The organism is Paenibacillus sp. NPDC055715 (genome assembly GCF_053617595.1).
This window is the reverse complement of record NZ_JBSHGA010000005.1, coordinates 111,163-128,777: the sequence shown is the minus strand read 5'-3', so window position 1 is coordinate 128,777 and position 17,615 is coordinate 111,163. Positions and strand designations below refer to the sequence as shown.

The 17,615-nt window shown below is 49.5% G+C and carries 17 protein-coding genes; 5 read left to right on the top strand and 12 right to left on the bottom strand.

The genetic code is table 11. The features are described from left to right. Window positions 1-83 precede the first annotated feature (83 nt). Window positions 84-980, bottom strand: coding sequence for a LysR family transcriptional regulator (locus tag ACWGOO_RS10785; protein ID WP_452483512.1), 897 nt, complete (start codon window positions 978-980; stop codon window positions 84-86). Between the two features lie 115 nt (window positions 981-1,095). On the opposite strand from ACWGOO_RS10785, the gene ACWGOO_RS10780 reads away from it, so the two are divergent. Continuing rightward, window positions 1,096-2,406 carry an APC family permease gene (locus ACWGOO_RS10780; RefSeq protein WP_452483205.1) on the top strand — a complete coding sequence of 437 codons (1,311 nt, stop codon included), beginning with the start codon at window positions 1,096-1,098 and terminating at the stop codon, window positions 2,404-2,406. A 30-nt stretch (window positions 2,407-2,436) separates the two neighbouring features. Here the strand turns inward: ACWGOO_RS10780 and ACWGOO_RS10775 are convergent, their stop codons facing one another. From ACWGOO_RS10775 to ACWGOO_RS10755, 5 genes are all read right to left on the bottom strand, one after another. After that, complete coding sequence (locus tag ACWGOO_RS10775) at window positions 2,437-3,393, bottom strand: aromatic acid exporter family protein (protein ID WP_452483203.1); 957 nt, start codon at window positions 3,391-3,393, stop codon at window positions 2,437-2,439. 111 nt (window positions 3,394-3,504) lie between these two features. Beyond that, a complete protein-coding gene (locus tag ACWGOO_RS10770; RefSeq protein WP_452483201.1) occupies window positions 3,505-4,338 on the bottom strand; it encodes an ABC transporter permease in 834 nt (277 codons plus the stop codon). Between the two features lie 8 nt (window positions 4,339-4,346). Then, window positions 4,347-5,159 (bottom strand): ABC transporter ATP-binding protein, encoded by an 813-nt coding sequence (locus ACWGOO_RS10765; protein WP_452483199.1) that lies wholly within the window; start codon window positions 5,157-5,159, stop codon window positions 4,347-4,349. Then, window positions 5,156-6,244, bottom strand: a complete 1,089-nt coding sequence (locus tag ACWGOO_RS10760; RefSeq protein ID WP_452483197.1) for an ABC transporter substrate-binding protein — start codon at window positions 6,242-6,244, stop codon at window positions 5,156-5,158. The genes ACWGOO_RS10765 and ACWGOO_RS10760 overlap by 4 nt, the downstream gene beginning before the upstream one ends. A gap of 145 nt (window positions 6,245-6,389) precedes the next feature. Further along, the gene (locus ACWGOO_RS10755; protein WP_452483195.1) at window positions 6,390-7,907 is read right to left on the bottom strand and encodes a carboxypeptidase M32; all 1,518 of its coding nucleotides are present in this window, start codon (window positions 7,905-7,907) and stop codon (window positions 6,390-6,392) included. Window positions 7,908-8,163: 256 nt separating this feature from the next. Here ACWGOO_RS10755 and ACWGOO_RS10750 point away from each other — a divergent pair, with 256 nt between their 5' ends. From ACWGOO_RS10750 to ACWGOO_RS10735, 4 genes are all read left to right on the top strand, one after another. After that, the gene (locus ACWGOO_RS10750) at window positions 8,164-8,727 is read left to right on the top strand and encodes a beta-class carbonic anhydrase (protein WP_452483193.1); all 564 of its coding nucleotides are present in this window, start codon (window positions 8,164-8,166) and stop codon (window positions 8,725-8,727) included. Window positions 8,728-8,977: 250 nt separating this feature from the next. Then, the gene (locus ACWGOO_RS10745) at window positions 8,978-9,544 is read left to right on the top strand and encodes a PadR family transcriptional regulator (protein ID WP_452483191.1); all 567 of its coding nucleotides are present in this window, start codon (window positions 8,978-8,980) and stop codon (window positions 9,542-9,544) included. A 154-nt stretch (window positions 9,545-9,698) separates the two neighbouring features. Continuing rightward, window positions 9,699-10,154 carry a hypothetical protein gene (locus ACWGOO_RS10740; protein ID WP_452483189.1) on the top strand — a complete coding sequence of 152 codons (456 nt, stop codon included), beginning with the start codon at window positions 9,699-9,701 and terminating at the stop codon, window positions 10,152-10,154. Between the two features lie 3 nt (window positions 10,155-10,157). After that, complete coding sequence (locus ACWGOO_RS10735) at window positions 10,158-10,436, top strand: YxcD family protein (protein ID WP_452483187.1); 279 nt, start codon at window positions 10,158-10,160, stop codon at window positions 10,434-10,436. 105 nt (window positions 10,437-10,541) lie between these two features. Here ACWGOO_RS10735 and ACWGOO_RS10730 read toward each other — a convergent pair whose 3' ends face one another. The 6 genes from ACWGOO_RS10730 to ACWGOO_RS10705 form a co-directional block, all read right to left on the bottom strand. Then, the gene (locus ACWGOO_RS10730; RefSeq protein WP_452483185.1) at window positions 10,542-11,420 is read right to left on the bottom strand and encodes an STM4011 family radical SAM protein; all 879 of its coding nucleotides are present in this window, start codon (window positions 11,418-11,420) and stop codon (window positions 10,542-10,544) included. Next, the gene (locus ACWGOO_RS10725; protein WP_452483183.1) at window positions 11,417-12,838 is read right to left on the bottom strand and encodes an STM4012 family radical SAM protein; all 1,422 of its coding nucleotides are present in this window, start codon (window positions 12,836-12,838) and stop codon (window positions 11,417-11,419) included. The genes ACWGOO_RS10730 and ACWGOO_RS10725 overlap by 4 nt, the downstream gene beginning before the upstream one ends. Before the next feature lie 69 nt (window positions 12,839-12,907). Beyond that, window positions 12,908-13,690, bottom strand: a complete 783-nt coding sequence (locus ACWGOO_RS10720; protein WP_452483181.1) for an STM4013/SEN3800 family hydrolase — start codon at window positions 13,688-13,690, stop codon at window positions 12,908-12,910. After that, window positions 13,687-15,024 carry an STM4014 family protein gene (locus ACWGOO_RS10715; RefSeq protein ID WP_452483179.1) on the bottom strand — a complete coding sequence of 446 codons (1,338 nt, stop codon included), beginning with the start codon at window positions 15,022-15,024 and terminating at the stop codon, window positions 13,687-13,689. The genes ACWGOO_RS10720 and ACWGOO_RS10715 overlap by 4 nt, the downstream gene beginning before the upstream one ends. 18 nt (window positions 15,025-15,042) lie before the next feature. After that, entirely contained in the window at window positions 15,043-15,885 is an 843-nt protein-coding gene (locus ACWGOO_RS10710) for an STM4015 family protein (protein WP_452483177.1), read from the bottom strand. A 249-nt stretch (window positions 15,886-16,134) separates the two neighbouring features. Beyond that, complete coding sequence (locus ACWGOO_RS10705; protein ID WP_354453139.1) at window positions 16,135-17,601, bottom strand: efflux RND transporter periplasmic adaptor subunit; 1,467 nt, start codon at window positions 17,599-17,601, stop codon at window positions 16,135-16,137. Window positions 17,602-17,615: the final 14 nt, after the last annotated feature.

The following is a 17,615-nucleotide window of genomic DNA, read 5'->3' as shown; positions in this document are numbered from 1 at the left end:
TGCAGGTTGTGGGCGAATGTTGAGTGAATAGGCGAAAAGGAAAAAATATTATTTGTATAAGCTTATGCCCTAATGGCTTGAACTCATGCACGCCAATGTGTTACATGCTGCTCGACAATCCGTAAAAATTCGCTGAGCGCCGGGGATTTCCACTTTTTTGTATGATAGGCGACCTGGGTAGCCACCTGCTGTTCGCTGTCATCCCAGCTTAAACGCGCCATCTTCTCTTCACGCAGCTCATTTTGTACCGTAACCAGCGGAAGCAGCGCAACGCCCAATCCGGCCATGACACATTGCTTGATCGCTTCAATACTCCAAAACTCCAGACTAGGGTCTGCAAAAATACCATGTCTGTTCAAATACTGCTCAAAAAGGATACGATATGTACAGCCCGTCTCCGTGTGTAAAATGGTTTCGTCCTTCAAGTCAGCTGGCTCCACCTTATTATAGGAAACCAGTGAATGCCCCAGTGGCGCAACCAATGCTATCGGCTCATGAATGAGCGTAGTGACATGCAGTTCTCTATCCTCCGTCTCCGGCTGAAGCAAAAAAGCCAAATCCAGCTCACCTGAACGGGTCATATCACGCAATTCCCAGCATGCGCCAGGTTTAAGCACGATTTTTACCTTCGGATACCGCTCCCTGTACTCACGGATCAGGCTCGGCAGGCGGAAAGCCGCCAGCGACTCTGGCGCTCCAATTTTCAGTGTGCCCGTCAACACCGTTTCTGAACGCAGCGCATCCTTGGCAAGGGCATGCATCTTGGAAATCTCCTGCGCATAGGGCAGCAGGCGTCGTCCGGCATCTGTCAGCATGATTTTCTTACCTATGCGGTCAAAAAGAGGGGTGCCCAGCTCCGTCTCCAGCGTCTGAATTTGAGCAGTTATACTTGATTGTGCATAGTCCAGTATACGCGCCGCCCGGGTAAAACTGCCTGCCTCAACCACATTTAAAAAAGTAAACAAATGCCGTGATTCCATAAGTTGCTCCTTCAATCGTTTTTTTCGATGCAAGCCATCGTTATATTCCGTTTTTCCGATAGATTGATTATCTGATAAGCTGAAGGAAATGACAAGAGAAAGAAGGCTTACCTGCATGACAAATGAACATAAACTACAATCCACCATTGGTCTTCCACAGGCCATTGCACTATATATCGGGGCGGTGCTGGGTTCGGGGATATTGATTGTACCCGGTCTTGCCGCCGAAATGGCGGGTCCGGCATCACTACTGGCGTGGGGCTTTATGACCCTGCTCATCTTGCCAATGGCCCTGTCCATGGGACTGCTGTCCGCCAAATTCCCGAACGCTGGAGGGGTATCGCATTTTGTTACGCTGGCTTTTTCACCGCGTGCAGGCTCTTATATCGGGTGGTTTTTTCTGATGTCAGTTCCGATTGGGGCACCTGTTTCCGCGCTCACTGGAGCTGGCTATATGACCGCCGCCATGGGCTGGGGAGAGGGAAGCCGCATGGGATTGGCCGCTGCCATGCTGGCGGTTGGACTGATCATTAACTGGGTCGGCATGAAGGTTGCGGGCCGTATTCAGATCGCCGTTGTTATTGCTATTGTTGCTGTCCTTATCTTCGCCATTGCCGCAGCGCTGCCTCAGATGAAAACGGTACACTTCACACCGTTTGCTCCGCACGGCTGGCTTCCTGTCGGTCAGGCGGCCGCGATTCTGTTCTGGTGCTTCATCGGCTGGGAAGCCGTCTCCCATTTGTCGGAGGAATTCACCAATCCCCAGCGGGCAGCTGTTAAGGGTGTCACCGTTGCAGCCGTCATCGTCGGCCTGCTTTATTTTCTTACTGCACTGGCTACAGTCGGGACACAAAGCTACCTTGCAGGCGGATCGGACGCTTCGCTCGTATGGGTGATTAGCCGGGCAATTGGTCCGTGGGGCGCGGTGATAGCCGGCTTGACAGGCATCTTTATATGTACAGCTACGATTATTGCTTATGTGGGTGCTGCTTCACGTGTCGCGTATGCTTTATCCCAGCAAGGCCATGCCTTCCGCTGGATGGGTCTCTTGTCCCGGCGCTTTCATACGCCAATTGGGGGTATCGCGTTTCTCTTCCTTTGTTTCGTCGTCATTATGTCTTTTTACGGTAGCGGTACTGTTTCACTCACCAACCTGATTCAGTTCCCGAACGCCACTTTTATCCTGACCTATCTGGGCGGGTGTGCTGCGGGTATCAAGCTGCTACGAGGTAATCGCTGGGGTGTAGCCATCAGTTGGGTGTCGTTCATCTCGACTGCGGTGGTGTTTCCTTTTGTCGGCTGGGCCATGCTTTATCCTTGCCTGATCACCGTTGCCTTATGGATCGTAGGTCGAATTCGGCACAAACGAACCCTTCCTGCTCCGCCCGTCATCACTGAACAAAAAAAAGCTACTGTCCATCGTTAGACAGTAGCTTTTTAGTTGGGGCCCTCGACTCTAAGCTTTGACTGGAGTGGGGGCCTTGTCCTTTTTGGCGATTTTCAAATACTGATGTAATTCATGTGTAAGCTGTAACAATGCCGAACGAATTTCGAATTCCTCCCGGGTTGAGGGGAGCTCCATTTTTTTGAATTCCTCACGTACCTGCTCTAGCAACTTCTCCGTCTGTCCCGTATAATGTCCGGCCAGAACGTCATTGCTGAGCTGATCAAATAGCTCGGCTAAAAGTTTGGCCTGCGGCATATGCTGGTACATCTGTGAGATCAACTGCATCATATTTTGAATGGATTCCAGCTGCTCCCTGCGCATATAAAAGTACACATTCCAGCCCTCTTGCGGACGAAGCATCTGATTTTCCAATGAACGCCCTGCCTCGGTCACCCCTCTGGCTATGACGCTGTTTGCCTCTATAACTTCCTTGCCATCCCATATGTATGCCGGACTGCGTAATGTATTGGCCATATTTCTGAATATAATGGAAAACGTCCGGTCTACCTCCTGCCTGATTTGCTGCATGGTGTTATCGGAGCGCGGCATGTAGGCCAAATTGACGACCATAGCGGACCCTAATCCGATGACCAGCAGACACAGTTGGGTCAGCAGCACCTGCATATCCATCACACCACCGCTGAACACGCGGAAAACCACGACCGAACCCGTGACAATTCCTTCCTTAAAGCCCACCCTTACAATGACCGGAAACGCCGTTAAAATATATAATGCCAGCACCCAATCATGGAATCCGAATACAACAAACAAAACACAAGCAAAAAGAAGCCCCACGACGGATGCAAAAAATCGCGCCGAAATGGTACGGAGGCTTCTCTTGCGCGTGACATCCACCCCCAAAATAGCCAAAAGCCCTGCCGAGGTGGCTCCATGAATGCCAAAACCATCCGCAATGAGTACGGCCATTAATGCGGCAATAGCCGTTTTAATCGTACGAAAGCCCATGAAAAAATTCTGTCCTCTCTGGATGAAATCTGTTCTCGTAAATTTTGAATCATTTTCATTTTCATGGTACTTTATTTTCACGTTTTACACAAATGTATAGAAGTTTGATTTCTATCGGTGAAGACGATCAGACAGCAACAGACGCTCGACATACACGACCGCCTGATACATCAATGTCGCTACGACCGCAATGATAAGCAGACTGGACATCACGAGGGTAAAATTAAATACCTGGAAGCCGTAGATGATCAAATAACCCAACCCGTTTTTAGCCACCAGAAATTCACCGACGATCACGCCAACCCAGGCCATGCCGACATTCACCTTCAGCGTAGAGACGATAGCCGGAAAGGATGCAGGCAGAATCACCTTGCTAAACGTATCGCGCCGCGATCCCCCAAATGTGCGAACCACCTTAATCAGATTCGAATCGACCTCCTGAAAGCTGTTATACACGACTAACGTCGTAATAATGACCGTAATTGAGAGGGTCGTTATTAGAATAGCGGTAAATCCGGCACCGAACAAGACGATAAAAATCGGTCCCAGCGCCACCTTGGGCATACTGTTGAAGACAACCATATAGGGGTCCAGTACCTTCGACAAAAACGGTGACCACCAGATCAGCACAGCCAGCAGTGTTCCCAGCAGCGTCCCAAGTAAAAAACCCGCCAACGTCTCTCCAACCGTGACACCGACATGCCCCCACAGCTCGCCGCTGACCGCATCCTTACCAATTTGGGAAAATATTTTGCTTGGATAGCTAAACAGCAGTACATCAATCCATTTCATCCGACCCGCAACTTCCCACAACACGAATAAAAACACTAAAATGGCTGTCTGTACACCCGTTACCAACCGCCGCTCCGAACGCCTGCTGCGTTGATACTCCTGATACAGTCCTTGAATCCAGCGTTCTCCAAGCCGATCCGCTTCGTCCTTCATCCTTTGACTCACTCCTTTGCTCCCGAAGCCTCCAGTTCACCCCATATTTCATGAAAAAGCTCATTAAAGCCCGGTTGCTCGCGCGCATAAAAAGGCTGAACTTCCCGGATCGAATCCGGAATTTCAAAGGTACGCCGAATGTGGCCCGGATTTCGGCCCAGCACAATAATCCGGTCACTGACCGCAATCGCCTCGGCCAAATCGTGTGTGACCAAAATAGCCGTCTTCTCCCGCTCACGCAAGGTTTCGGCAATCAGATCTTCCAACTGGAGCTTGGTCTGATAATCCAGCGCAGAGAAGGGCTCATCCAGCAGTAGCAGCTCTGGATTGGTCGCCAGCGTCCGAACCAGCGCCACACGTTGGCGCATCCCCCCGGATAACTGGGACGGATGCAGATGCGCCTTCCCTCTCAGCCCCATGCCTTCCAACAGCAGTCGGGTTCGTTCGCGCGAGGCCTCATCTACCCGATTGCCCAGTTCCAGGCCCAATAGCGCATTATCCATGATCGTACGCCACGGAAACAGATAATCCTGCTGCAACATGTAGCCGACCTCCGGACTCGGACCGCTTACGGGCCGACCTTGCAGCAGCACCTGGCCCGCCGCCGGGCACAATAGCCCGGCGATCATGGACAGAATTGTCGTTTTGCCGCAACCGCTCGGGCCAACCAGACTGATAAACTCTCCTGTCCCTACAGCAAAATCGATATTCTCAACCGCAAGCGACGCCTCCCGATCTGTTACATACACATGCGTCACTTTCTTCAGTTCCACCACCGGGACCGTTTCATCCGAAATGAGACAACTCCGCTCTTCGGTCATGGCGAGCCTCCGGCGTCTACGCCTGTATCTGCGGCTCCATTTGTTCCCGCTTTTGCAGGCTGGTCAGCGTTCCCCGATGAGCCTGCTGCAATCGCCTTCTCTACAAAACTTCGATTCACCAGTTGATCCAGTGCAACCGGGCTTTTCAGTTCGCCCGCCGAAGTCATGACATCCTGCAAATTCTTCCATTCTTTTTCCCCAATTATCGGGTTCACAGCATAGGTGCCTTGTTCCTTATAACGCTTGACACTACTGGTCAGAACCGCCAGATCTGTATCCTTGAAATAGGGCGTAATGACTTCGGCAATTTGCTCAGGTGAATGCGTGGCAATCCATTGCTGTGCCTGGTATACAGCCTTCGTAAATTTTTGCGCGGCCTCGCCATTTCCGTTCAGATAGCTTTGTTTCGCCATATATACGGTATAGGGTAGCTCCCCAATCTCTACACCAATGGAGGCCACTACCCGTCCCCGGCCTTCTTTTTCGAAAATAGATGCCTGCGGCTCGAATAACTGCACATAATCCCCTGTACCAGAACCGAAAGCAGAGGCAACATTGGCAAAATCAATATTTTGAATCAGCTTTAAATCCTTGTGTGGATCAATGCCGTGTTTGCGCAGTGCAAATTCCAACGACATTTGTGGCATTCCGCCCTTGCGCTGTCCAAGAAAGTTTTGCCCTTTCAGCTTTTCCCAGTCAAAGCTACCCTGTGTTTGCCGGGCAAATAGAAAGGTTCCGTCCGTCTGCGTCAGTTGGGCAAAATTAATGATGGGGTCCTCTGCCCCTTGCTGATACACATAAATAGATGTTTCCGCACCGATAAGCGCGATATCCGCCTGATTGGACAGCAACGCCGTCATCGTTTTGTCGCCACCGGGAATCGTCGCCAGTTGGACATCCAGTCCCTCCTGAGCAAACATCCCCTGGCTCAAGGCTACATACTGTGGCGCATAAAAGACCGTTCGAGCTACTTCGCCCAGTCTGATCTCAATCGTCTGCTCTCCTTTGGGTGCGCACCCGCCGAGCAGCAGCAACCCGAACAGTGCCGAAGCCGCCACAGCTTTGAAACGAGCGCCGATGTTCATCTCTGTTCCCTCCCCACCTTTTTCCATTATAGACTTCATATATTGTTATGCGGCTGCCTACTCAATGGTTAATCGCACACAAAAACCCCACGTTCGCCCAGGAACGCGGGGTAGTTGTACAAATGATGACATGACAGCTAGTAAATCACAGCTTGTATATGGAGGTATATTTTTCTTCCAGATAATCAGCCAGATAGTCCGGGTTCAGATCCTCGCCCGTAATGGCTACAATCAGCTCGGACGGCGTCCGGCTCTTGCCGTAACGGTAGATCCGTTCAGTCAGCCATTGCTTGATCGGCTCCAGATTTCCGGCAGCAATCAGCTCATCCAGATTCGGCAGTTCCTTGCGTAATGTCGCCAAAATTTGCGCTGCATACATATTGCCAAGCGAGTAAGAGGCAAAATAACCAAAATCACCACCGGACCAGTGAACGTCCTGAAGAACGCCAAGCCCGTCATTCGGCGGGAGAAGTCCCAGATATTCCTTATATTTCGCGTTCCATACTTCTGGAAGGCGCTTCACATCCAGTTTTTCATTAAACAGCATTTTTTCAATTTCATAGCGGATAATGATATGTAAGTTATATGTCAGCTCATCCGCTTCAATACGAATCAGTGAATTTTCCACACGGTTAACAGCCAGGTAGAATTGCTCTGCCGTTACCTTCGCAAAACGGTCTGGAAAATGCTTTTGCAAGTCAGCATAGTACCGATCCCAAAAAGCACGACTGCGTCCAATCATATTTTCCCACAAGCGGGACTGGGATTCATGAATCCCCATGGAGGTTCCTTCGGACAGCAGCGATCCTGCCAGCTCAGGCGCAATATTTTGCTCATACAGCGCATGACCACCTTCATGCAATGAGCTGAAAATCGCGCTAGTCACATCATTTTGCAAATAATGTGTTGTTATGCGCACATCACCCGGATTTAATCCTGTCGCAAAAGGATGCACGCTCTCATCCAAGCGACCTGCGTCGAAGTCATAACCCATCTGTCTCAGAATGAACAGGCCAAACTTCTCTTGCTGCTTCACATCAAACACACCGTCCAGAAAGCTCTTATCCGGCTGGTTTGGTGAAGCCTGAATTTTAGACAACAGCGGCACAAGACGATTTTTGAGACGATCAAACACAGCATCCAGCTTTGCAACCGTCATTCCGGGCTCATATTGATCCAAAAGCGTGTCGTATTCCGTGTCCTTGACACCCCAATAGCCGATAAACTCACGTTTCATGTCTACGATTTTAGACAAGTACGGTTCAAATCCGGCAAAATCGCTATGTTCCTTAGCATCCTCCCACTTGCTCTCTGCCTGAGCAGCGAGTACGCTGTATTCCCGGTAACGGTCAGCCGGAACCGAACGGTTCAGCTCATAACTTTTCCGGCATTCCTCCACCAGTCTGCGATCATTGTCCTCCAGTTGCTCCAGCTTATCTTCTGCGGCAAAAAATTGCAGCAATTGTCCCATTTCATCTGAAATAACCAGCTTGAACATTTCAGTGGACAGCATCCCCAATGTTTCCGAACGAATGTCAACGCCCTTGCGCGGAGCACCTGTCCGTAAATCCCAATGTAATAAGCCTACGGCTTCACCATAACTTCTGATTTTGTGTGCTAATTCTTTTAAAGCCGCCAATTGATCCAACGTCTGTTGTACCATAATCGTGGTCACCTCTTTATTTTAAAATGATAAAACTTTATACTTCTTGTACTTGATGATACTTTTATTAAAAAGTATAATCAACACACAACTTGTACGACCAGCTCCTGGAGGCTTTGCAACCTGTTAGATTGTACGTATTTTCCAAGGAGTAAAACCTGATTATCGATCTGTGTAGATCAGAATTAGGCTTCTTTCATGCTGGTCTGCTGCAAAAAAATGGTTCAACATTAATTAGTATACGGAGGGAACAATCGTGGATCACATCAAAGAGATTTTGGAATACAACCGCGTTTTCGTGGAAAACAAAGAATACGAAGCCTATCGTACAGGCAGGTTCCCTAATAAAAGAATGGTCATCATTACCTGTATGGATACGCGTCTGACCGAACTGCTACCCAAAGCCATGAACCTGCGCAACGGTGATGTCAAAATCATTAAAAATGCGGGTGCGATTATCTCCCAGCCATTCGGAAGCGTTATGCGTAGTGTGCTCGTTGCCCTGTATGAGTTGGAAGCAGATGAAGTGCTCGTCATAGGTCATTACGAATGCGGCATGGCCGCACTGAATGCCGACCACATGGTCAATGAAATGCTGGAGCGCGGGATTTCGCAAGAGGTGCTGAATACGCTGGAAAACTCGGGCATTAAGTTGAACAAATGGCTGAAAGGTTTTGACAACATTGAGGAAGGCGTTAGAAGTACCGTAAAGCTTATTAAAAACCACCCTCTTCTCCCTCCTAATGCGCCTGTACACGGTATGATCATTCATCCGGACACCGGGGAGCTAAAGCTGGTTGTTGATGGAAATAAGCAGTAAAAGCCCCCATGATTAATATTGAAAAGGGTATCTTTAGGTCGTAAAATACGACCCTGAGGTACCCTCTTTTTTATGAAAATAAGCACATATGAGTCTATGTTGACCGGAGCTAATTTAGGCTAACCCGTAAATGGCCTATCTGAAAGTTGTCAAACCATACAGTTTCAGTGTACACTTTTCATATTGCGACAGTACACCTGCTGCAGATCCGTTATAACCGTTACTAAGATGGATGAAGGAGATAAATACTATGAATTTACTATCGTATGGTCTGTTGGGCCTTCTCGCCAGAGAAGAATCCTCCGGCTATGATCTGATGTTGCGTATCCAGCCTTTTTGGCAGGCCAAGCACAGTCAGATCTATCCACTGCTAGCGCGTATGGAAAGCAAGGAATTGCTTGCTTCCCGCTGGATTCAGCAGTCCGACAAACCTGATAAAAAAATGTATACCATTACTGACAAAGGAATCCATATGCTTCAGCAATGGTTCCAAGAATCAGTGACCGCTCCGGTCACACGAGACGAATTAAGCCTTCGGCTATTCTGTCTCTGGCTGACGGACAAAAGCAGTGCCAACCGTATGCTGGAGGAGCGAAAACGTCATTTTATTCAGCGAATACGACATCTGGAGGATATTCTGAACGACATTCCCGACGAGGATCTGCATTTTGGCAGCAAAAATTTCGGTGACTACATTCTCGTGCAAAAAGGGCTTATAAATGCCAAAGCGGGCCTGGAATGGTGCCAAATGGTACTGCGTATGCTGCTCGCCGGAGATGTAAGAGCGGACACTAATCCATTTTCACTTAAACCGTAAACTGAATGCTTTAGTCGATTCAAGCATAGGATTTATATATTAATAAAATTTGAATGTTTTAAATTTTTTGAAACCCTTTTCTATTCGTTTCGTATTACTGGTAAGCGGCTTTTGACCTATATCAAACTAACATATCAAGGGGGATTATATTTACATGAAAAAAACATTTACTTTGAAAAATATGATGATGTTGATGATGGCTTTTACCCTACTGATTGTTATGGTCGCGCCATCTACAGCTGACGCGAGGCGAAGCGGCGGATTTAAATCCGGGCAAAAAACGTACCAATCTACACCGAGCAAGGCCACTGACAGCAACGGCATCAATAAGTCTGATAACGGAACCAAATCCAGTGCAACTGCGGGTAATACAAGCAGAACGGGTGGATTTCTTGGCGGTGGCGGTGGATTCCTGAAAGGCATGATGCTGGGTGGTTTGGCAGGTATGCTCTTCGGCGGACTGTTCGGCAACATGGGCGCACTGGGCAGCTTGCTTGGCCTTGCGGTCAACGTTTTGGCTATATACGCCCTGATCATGGTCGGAGTAGGTATCTACCGTGCCATTAAAAATCGTCGCAGACCTGATGATTCCCGTGGAGGACGTTACTAAGTTATGATTTTAAGTATGGATGAAATTGTAAACGCCATCTGCCTGCATATGGCTGAACGCAAAGGCGCCCAGCCCACTGATGTGACAGTAGAATTAAGCTGGGAAGAGGATACAGGATATTCGGCAGAAGTCCATGTACAGGGTCGTAGCCAGTATCTGGTGGAAGCCAACATGATTGAGGCCATCCTGAGATACCTGCATTCCGAGTACAATATCCGTGCCTATCGTGAGCAAGTCAGGCTGGATCTCGACGAAGAAATCACGGCCATTGTCCAGACTTGATGGAATAACGCATAGTGATATCTAACAGAGTATGCAGTGAAACGGAAGAACCGACCTTCGCTTGATGCAAGGGTCGGTTCTTTTTTGGCGTTCTATAGGACATAGCTAAATGTGTGGAACTGAGAATACCGGAACCTGAGGTACCCTTTCGAGCAGACCACTGCCGTACATTTCCCGAAACGGCTGTTCTTCCATATGAATGTACCCGATATAACAGCCGCATTCCTTCATCCGGCACGGACGCTTGCCACTTAGTCCTTCAAGGCCATCTCTGTACAAATGACCCAGCACTCGCCGATCCTGGTAGCAGTGTTTTACACGCCCATCACCCTGTACGTAAAATACATCCTCTCCAGCGCGACACGCCCGCCCCTGACTGCTGTAATCTTGCAAATTCCATTGGAAATAGGGATCTATAGCCGTTAATTCATCAATCTCGGCATCGGTATAATAATGTGGTCGATCCTTGTAAGCGTTGACCCACAAATAAACATCCTTCGGAAGCTGCGATCGCAAGGCATGAATAGCGGTAAAAGCCTGTCTCAGTCCCACGGTGCCGACACTGTAGGAAATACCAAGTTCATATAACTTCATACATTGAGATATAAAAGCCGGCTCCTTCGTCTCTCCCGGATGATACGTCGCCCACAGCGCAGCCGTCCTCGGATTCAGTTCCCTAGCCCAATCCAGCTTAGCGGACAGATTCGTCTGTACAGCCACTTTATCCACATGCGCCATATGAGAAAACTCAATCAGGGTCTTGCGGTACCAGGAATGAATCAGAGCTTCTCCATACGGATTAAAAAATATGGATAGTCGATGCCCCAAAGTTCCCTGCTCCCGTACCCAATCGGCAAAACGCTCCAGCTGCGCCCGATCCTTGTCCAATGTTTCACGGCTATCCACGTTTTTGCTGAACGGGCAGTAAGGGCAAGCATAGTTGCAAGAAGTCAACGAGCCACGATAATATAGGGTCGCTCTCATGCGCCTACGTAGCCTTCCATCTGCTCCCGTACTGCCGTGGATATCATCCAGTCGCCAATCGCATCGGAATAAGCCATTCCTTCCTCGGTCAGGCGCAGTGTGTCGTCTATAACCACCGCCATACCAGATTCCAAAAGCAAGGACATTCCTGCAAAATCATCCGCCAGAGACGCATTGAAGCGCACGGCGTAAGCAGATAGCTCCAGACCTTCACGATGGAGAAGTGCCTTCAGGATAAAACGCCGCTTACTCTCCTCCACATTTAAAATAAAGCCGTAGTCAGCCAGATCATGACGCTCGGCGGCGACATAATCAGCAATAATGCCACGCGTTGCCGCTGCACTAACACCATATCGGCTAGCATAGTGGACATTGCGCGTATAGGAGCGCGCACCGCAGCCCAGACCGGCCATGCCTTCCTCCTGACAGCTATACGGCAGTAGCTCCTTGCCGGATGCATCCTCATTTTTGGCAAAACGGCGCATAGAGTATTGTACATATCCCGCTTGTTTAAGTCTTTCACGTGCTACTTCGTACAAGCTTAGACGAATATCATGATCCAGCCCGGTATAACCCGGCTTTAAAATCGTATTTTCCCGAATGTATAATGGGTAAATAAAAATTTCACCCGGCGAATAAGACAAGGCTTCCTCCAGAGAATACAGCCAGGTTTCCGGCGTTTGACCAGGGAGGCCATAGATCAGATCCACGTTCAATAGCGGAAAATCGTATTCCACCAGCCGCGCAAGCGCTTCTCGTACAAGCTTGGGCTTCTGTGGGCGGTATATGGCCGCACTCTCCGACTCCACAAAGCTTTGGATCCCCATGCTGACACGGTCCGTTCGTCGACGCTTAAGCACCTCCAGCCGATCTTCGGTTACCGTATCCGGCGACGTTTCCACCGAAATGGAAGCATGCTCCGGGTCTAAACCCATTATATTTTCCGCAATGTCAAACAATCGTTCAACCAAAGGAGCCTCCAGCAAGGTTGGCGTACCGCCGCCGATGGCAAAGCGTGAAAACGGCCGACTGCCCATGATTGGCGCCCATTGGCGAGCTTGTCTTTCAAGCGCATCCACATATTCCTTATGCACATCCAGCCGCTTGTCCGGCAAAGTGAACAGGTTACAAAATCCGCAACGAGCCGCGCAAAACGGAATATGCATGTACAAAAAATAGCTCTCCAACTCCTCCTTCTCCCACAACTCTTGCAGTGAGAGCGGTGTATCAAACGGCCGATAGGCCGTTTTATGCGGGTAAGAGTACAAATAGGAACGGTAGGGAGCTTCACGGATCGTGTGTGCCCATTCAACAGGGTTCTCAGGCCATGAAGACCCTAATGAGCCTGTGCCCAGCCCCGCAGGGGTATTGGCTCCTGCTCCTGTTAGAAGCGGGTGATTCAGATTCATGGCTTTCATTTCTGCTCCCTCCTCGCGCTGGATTGATTTCTTTACATTTTACCAGTGCAGTCTATAATTTCTTTTACCCTACAATACAAATTCGCGGTAAGGCACATTCCATACGACCTCATGCGCCAGACGATGTCCTTCGTAGCCATCTTCCCCATAAGCCGTACCATGGTCGGAAAAGGCCATACAAAACGTCTTCCCCCGGTTTCGCAAAGCGTCGAACAAACGACCAAGCTGCCCATCCACATAACGCAAGGCTGCACGTTGGGACTCCACCGAATCCTTGGCTGAGCCCTCCAGAAAATAGTGATTAGGGCCATGAATAGCTGATACATTCAGGAACAAAAACAGCCGCTGCGCCGGGTCCGCCTTCTCCAGCAGCTTTAGGGCATGATTCACCTGATGCTCGGTCGAACGGGAATTCGTAACGCCGAAGGTCATACGCCAGTAGCTTTCCTGAAAATACCCCGGCAGCACCTTGGCAAGCTTGTTTTTTTTCGTAAAAAAAATAACGCCGCCGATGCAGATGGTCCGATATCCCTCACCCGCCAGCCCGGATACAATATCCGGAGCATTAAACAACCACGTATGCGGATGCGTGCGCAGTCCCGTATCTTTTGTATGAAACAGCCGTATGTGAGAGGCCTTATCCGTATTAGCCGGTGTAGGCAAAAATCCGCCAAAAAACGCATGATGTGCAGCATAGGTAAAGCTGCCTGGCGTATGGCGTTTTTCCCACGGCCCGGAGCCGCACAGGTTCGGACAGTTCTCTTCCTCCAGCTTGGCTACATCGTAACGCAGCGTGTCGAGCGTAATCATGACAATATCATGAGAACCGACAATCTGATTCATATCGGTCATAATGAGTCTTTCCTTTCCGAAGCGACAGTCCTATTGGCGAGCTGCAGCATTTCCCATTCATATGGATTCCAGCCCTGATGTTTCACCCGGTATAGCAGATCGCCGAACGGATTTACATCCAGCACGTATGGACGACCGCCATGCGCCGGAACCAGCACATCCAGCCCAGCGACCATAGAGGCCGGAAAAGCGCTCATCGCGGCTTCCGCAGTCTGCCGCACCGATTCTGCCGTATCCTGCGGCAACCCAGCGTCCTCCAGCAACAGCCGTTCATTGCGCAAATGCAGATTTGTAATCGGACTCCGACTCAAACGCAAAACGGCATGACAAGCCTCTGATCCACAAACGAGCTGGCGCACATCGTAAACACATCCGTTCAGACTCGCTTTAGGTATCCAGCGCTCCACATGCACCCCTTCCGAGCATAGCCAGCCCAGGATGGCATGAATGTCCTGCTTGTCCGTATAACGGCGCAAGCGTCCGGCATTGTAATACACACGCTGTCCGTGTACAATTTCCGTTCCGATGGTGGTTACCGCCAGCTCTACCTGTGTCCGCGGATGCACCTGATAGGCCATTACACCAGAGGCACCGGACCCGCAAAATATTTTCACAAACAGGCGGTGAACCCCGCTCTCCTTTATCGCTGCGTGCAGATCAGCAACATCACGATAGGTACCGAATGATGATGCAAGCACAGGCGGAACCCTTATGCCCGCCTTGTCCAATACGTCGCTGCAACACCGTTTGTCGAACATCACAGCCACTTCCGCCGGTTTATTCATCCAGCGCGACGAAGGCCATAGCAGAGCTGCTTCATGCCGTAGCCACGCCAGCAGACGACAATAGCCCCGGAACCATTGCGCCGGGTGCCAAATACGACCGTGCTGCTCCAGCAGGCCTCGCGCTTCTATAGCCGATATACCTGTGCCATGTGCTGATTCCGCCCAAGGCAACAAAGAATCGTCTCCTTCCACATCCGAGGCGCCCAAAGCAATCAATTCACGCTCTACCTCAAAGCTTTCACCCGGTGCATCCAGACGAAGCAACGGACTCATGTCCGCCCGCCCCGTCTGTAACTGGCGAATGCTCTCTTGCACATAAACACTAGCATTTACGCTGTCTGGCGTAGCCTGTGCAGCTATCCGGGCCATCAACTCACCCAGACTTTGCTTCTCACGGATGGCTGCCAGCACATTTTTATAGGAAATTTCAATAGCGGGCGGCAGCCTCAATCTGCTTCGCGCCTCCTGTAGTCCTGTGGTCCGCCGATTCCCCGGATTGCCGAACAAAATAAACGGCTCGCTGACATTGCTGTCTGAGATCCCAACCATAAAGCCGCCTCACCTCACTTACTCAGTCAACGATGGATAGCGCCAATCATCTTCCTCGTCGGCTTGCTGCTGATCTTCCACATTTACAGACAGTCCGGAGCTTTTCCAACGTTTCATCATTTCATCAGACATATAATGATAGCTCAAATCCAGATGCTTCAGCCCTTGGATGCTTTCACTAGCCAGTAGTGCCTCTGCCCCTTTATCGGACAACGTGCCTTGAGACAGATCAAGTACCTCCAGTTGTCCAATCACAGGTGCGTTTGCCGCAGCAATCGCGATTTCATCCTGTATTTCACTATCCTTCAGCCCCAAATAGGTAAGCTTGGGAAAAAGATTGTCGTTCAGGAACGGTAATACATCCTTCAAACTACCGTCAAAACCGTATTGATCCACACCCAAATACAACTCCAGCTTGCGCAGCTCAGGCAGCTCGGCATTACGAATTTCTTGAAGGACACTCGCAGGCAAACCTCCGCAAATAATAACCAATTCCTGAAGATGGCTATGCCGCAACGGTTCCAGACTCAGGTCCTGACTTCCTTTGACATAAAAGGATTCCAATGCTGGAAAAGCCTCCAACAGCGAAGACAGATTCGTCTGGTTAATCCACGAAACCTCACACTCATCATATTCCATATCCCCGATAAACAGCTTACGCAGCTTCGGAAATTGATCTTTGTGCTTTACCAGTACCGGAATAAAATCCTCCGGCGATTGTTCATAGGCTCCGCCCCAGTCTCCAATAATCAAATCCGTAATTTCCACGCTCTCTGGCTTGACTGCCAGTTCTTCAATAGACTTAGCCATCGTTTGACCATTCTCATAAGCTTCATAATCCACAACCAGCTTTACTTCCATCTCATAATACCTCCGATCACTGATCTGAAAATGTAATAAATCCCTATCTCGTAAACTATCTATTTCCAGTTTAGTCTATCCTATCATACCAATGTTCGTCAAAAATAGACCCCTATCGACATCAATCCTATGTAAAATGTGCGCAATGAAATCAAAGCAGGGCAGCCCGGTAAAATTACTCCGGTCTGCCCTGCGCTAATACTCCCTAATAAATCTCTACTATATAATACAATAGATTTTGAAGCCAAATTATTGGCTAATGGTGATCGGTGAGTTATCAGACAGCAACGCCAGATTATTCACGATTACATTCTCTTCGTTGCTCAAGCCACTGGTAACCAGTGTTTGTGAGCCTGTCGTCTGAACCGTCTTCACTTCCTTGCGTTTCGCATGGTCACCATTCACAACGTATACATATTGCTTACCTTGATCCTTTTGAATTGCTGCGGTAGGAACGACAATACCTTCTTGCGCATTCGCAGCGACAAAGCTGATATCAGCCAGCATACCGGATTTCAATTTCACGTCCGGATTAGCCACCGAAATTTTCACAGGATATCCTTTTCCACTTGCGTCCAACGGGCTTACATTTTTAACTGTACCTGTTGTCACAATATTGGAAGCTGCTACACGTACCTGTACCTTGTCGCCTGCTTTTACATTGTTGATCTGCTCAGCCGGTACATAGATCAGTGTATTAACTGTACTCAGGTTGGCAATGACCAGTGCAGGAGCCTGAGCGGATACCATTTCGCCTACTTCTGCGTTTTTCGTACCTACAATACCGTTAATCGGTGATGTAATCACTGTATCGTCGAGTGCGTCCTGAGCGATACTCACATTTAGCTGTGCCTGCTTGAGAGACTGTTGGCTGGACTCGATAACCGCTGTATTTTGAGATACCTTCAGTTGATTTTGTGCATTGCTGTAGCCGCTGTTAGCATTACTGTAGCTGTTTTTTGCTGAATCATAGCTGTTACGGGCCGTAGTGAGCGCCTTCTGAGCAGCCACCAGTTGGTCCTGGGCATTAGCCTGTGCGTTTTGCGCATTGTTGTATGCCGCTTCTGCGTTCACAACGGCTGTTTTTGCTTGTTCCAATTGTGCTTGAGTACTCGCACCCGCATCAAACAGGCTTTGAGTACGCGTTACATTTTTCTGAGCATCCGCCAGCGCTTGCTGCGTTTGCTTCACCGTATTGGCCGCCGAGGAGACGCCGTGTGTCGCCTGTTCTACGGCTGTAGTAGCCTGATTAATGGCTCCCTGCGCCTGATTGATTGCGCTTTGGGACTGAATCACGCCGCTTTTGGATTGTACTACGCCCGAGTTGGCTTGAACCATCGTCGATTCATGGGATGCCTGAGCAGAACTCACTCCTGCTGCTGCCGCACCTGCTGCGGCGCGGGCCTTCGCTACATTATTCCGCATGTCCTTGTCATCAAGCTTGAACAGCACTTGACCTTTTTTGACCTCTGAGCCAATATCCACAGGCAGTTCAACTACTTTACCGCCCACTTTTGGAACGATATTCACCGTCTCCGAAGGTGTTACCGTTCCTGTATAAATGTTCCCTTGCCCAATGATACCCTGCTGCGCTTGGCTGATCTTGACAGGAACGACCATATCCTGCGCCGCTCCGCTATTACTGGAGCAGCCTGCCAGCACTGCGCCGCCGAGCACTAAGGCCGCTAATGTACTTTCTACTCTCAATATTTTCATGATAATTTCCTTTC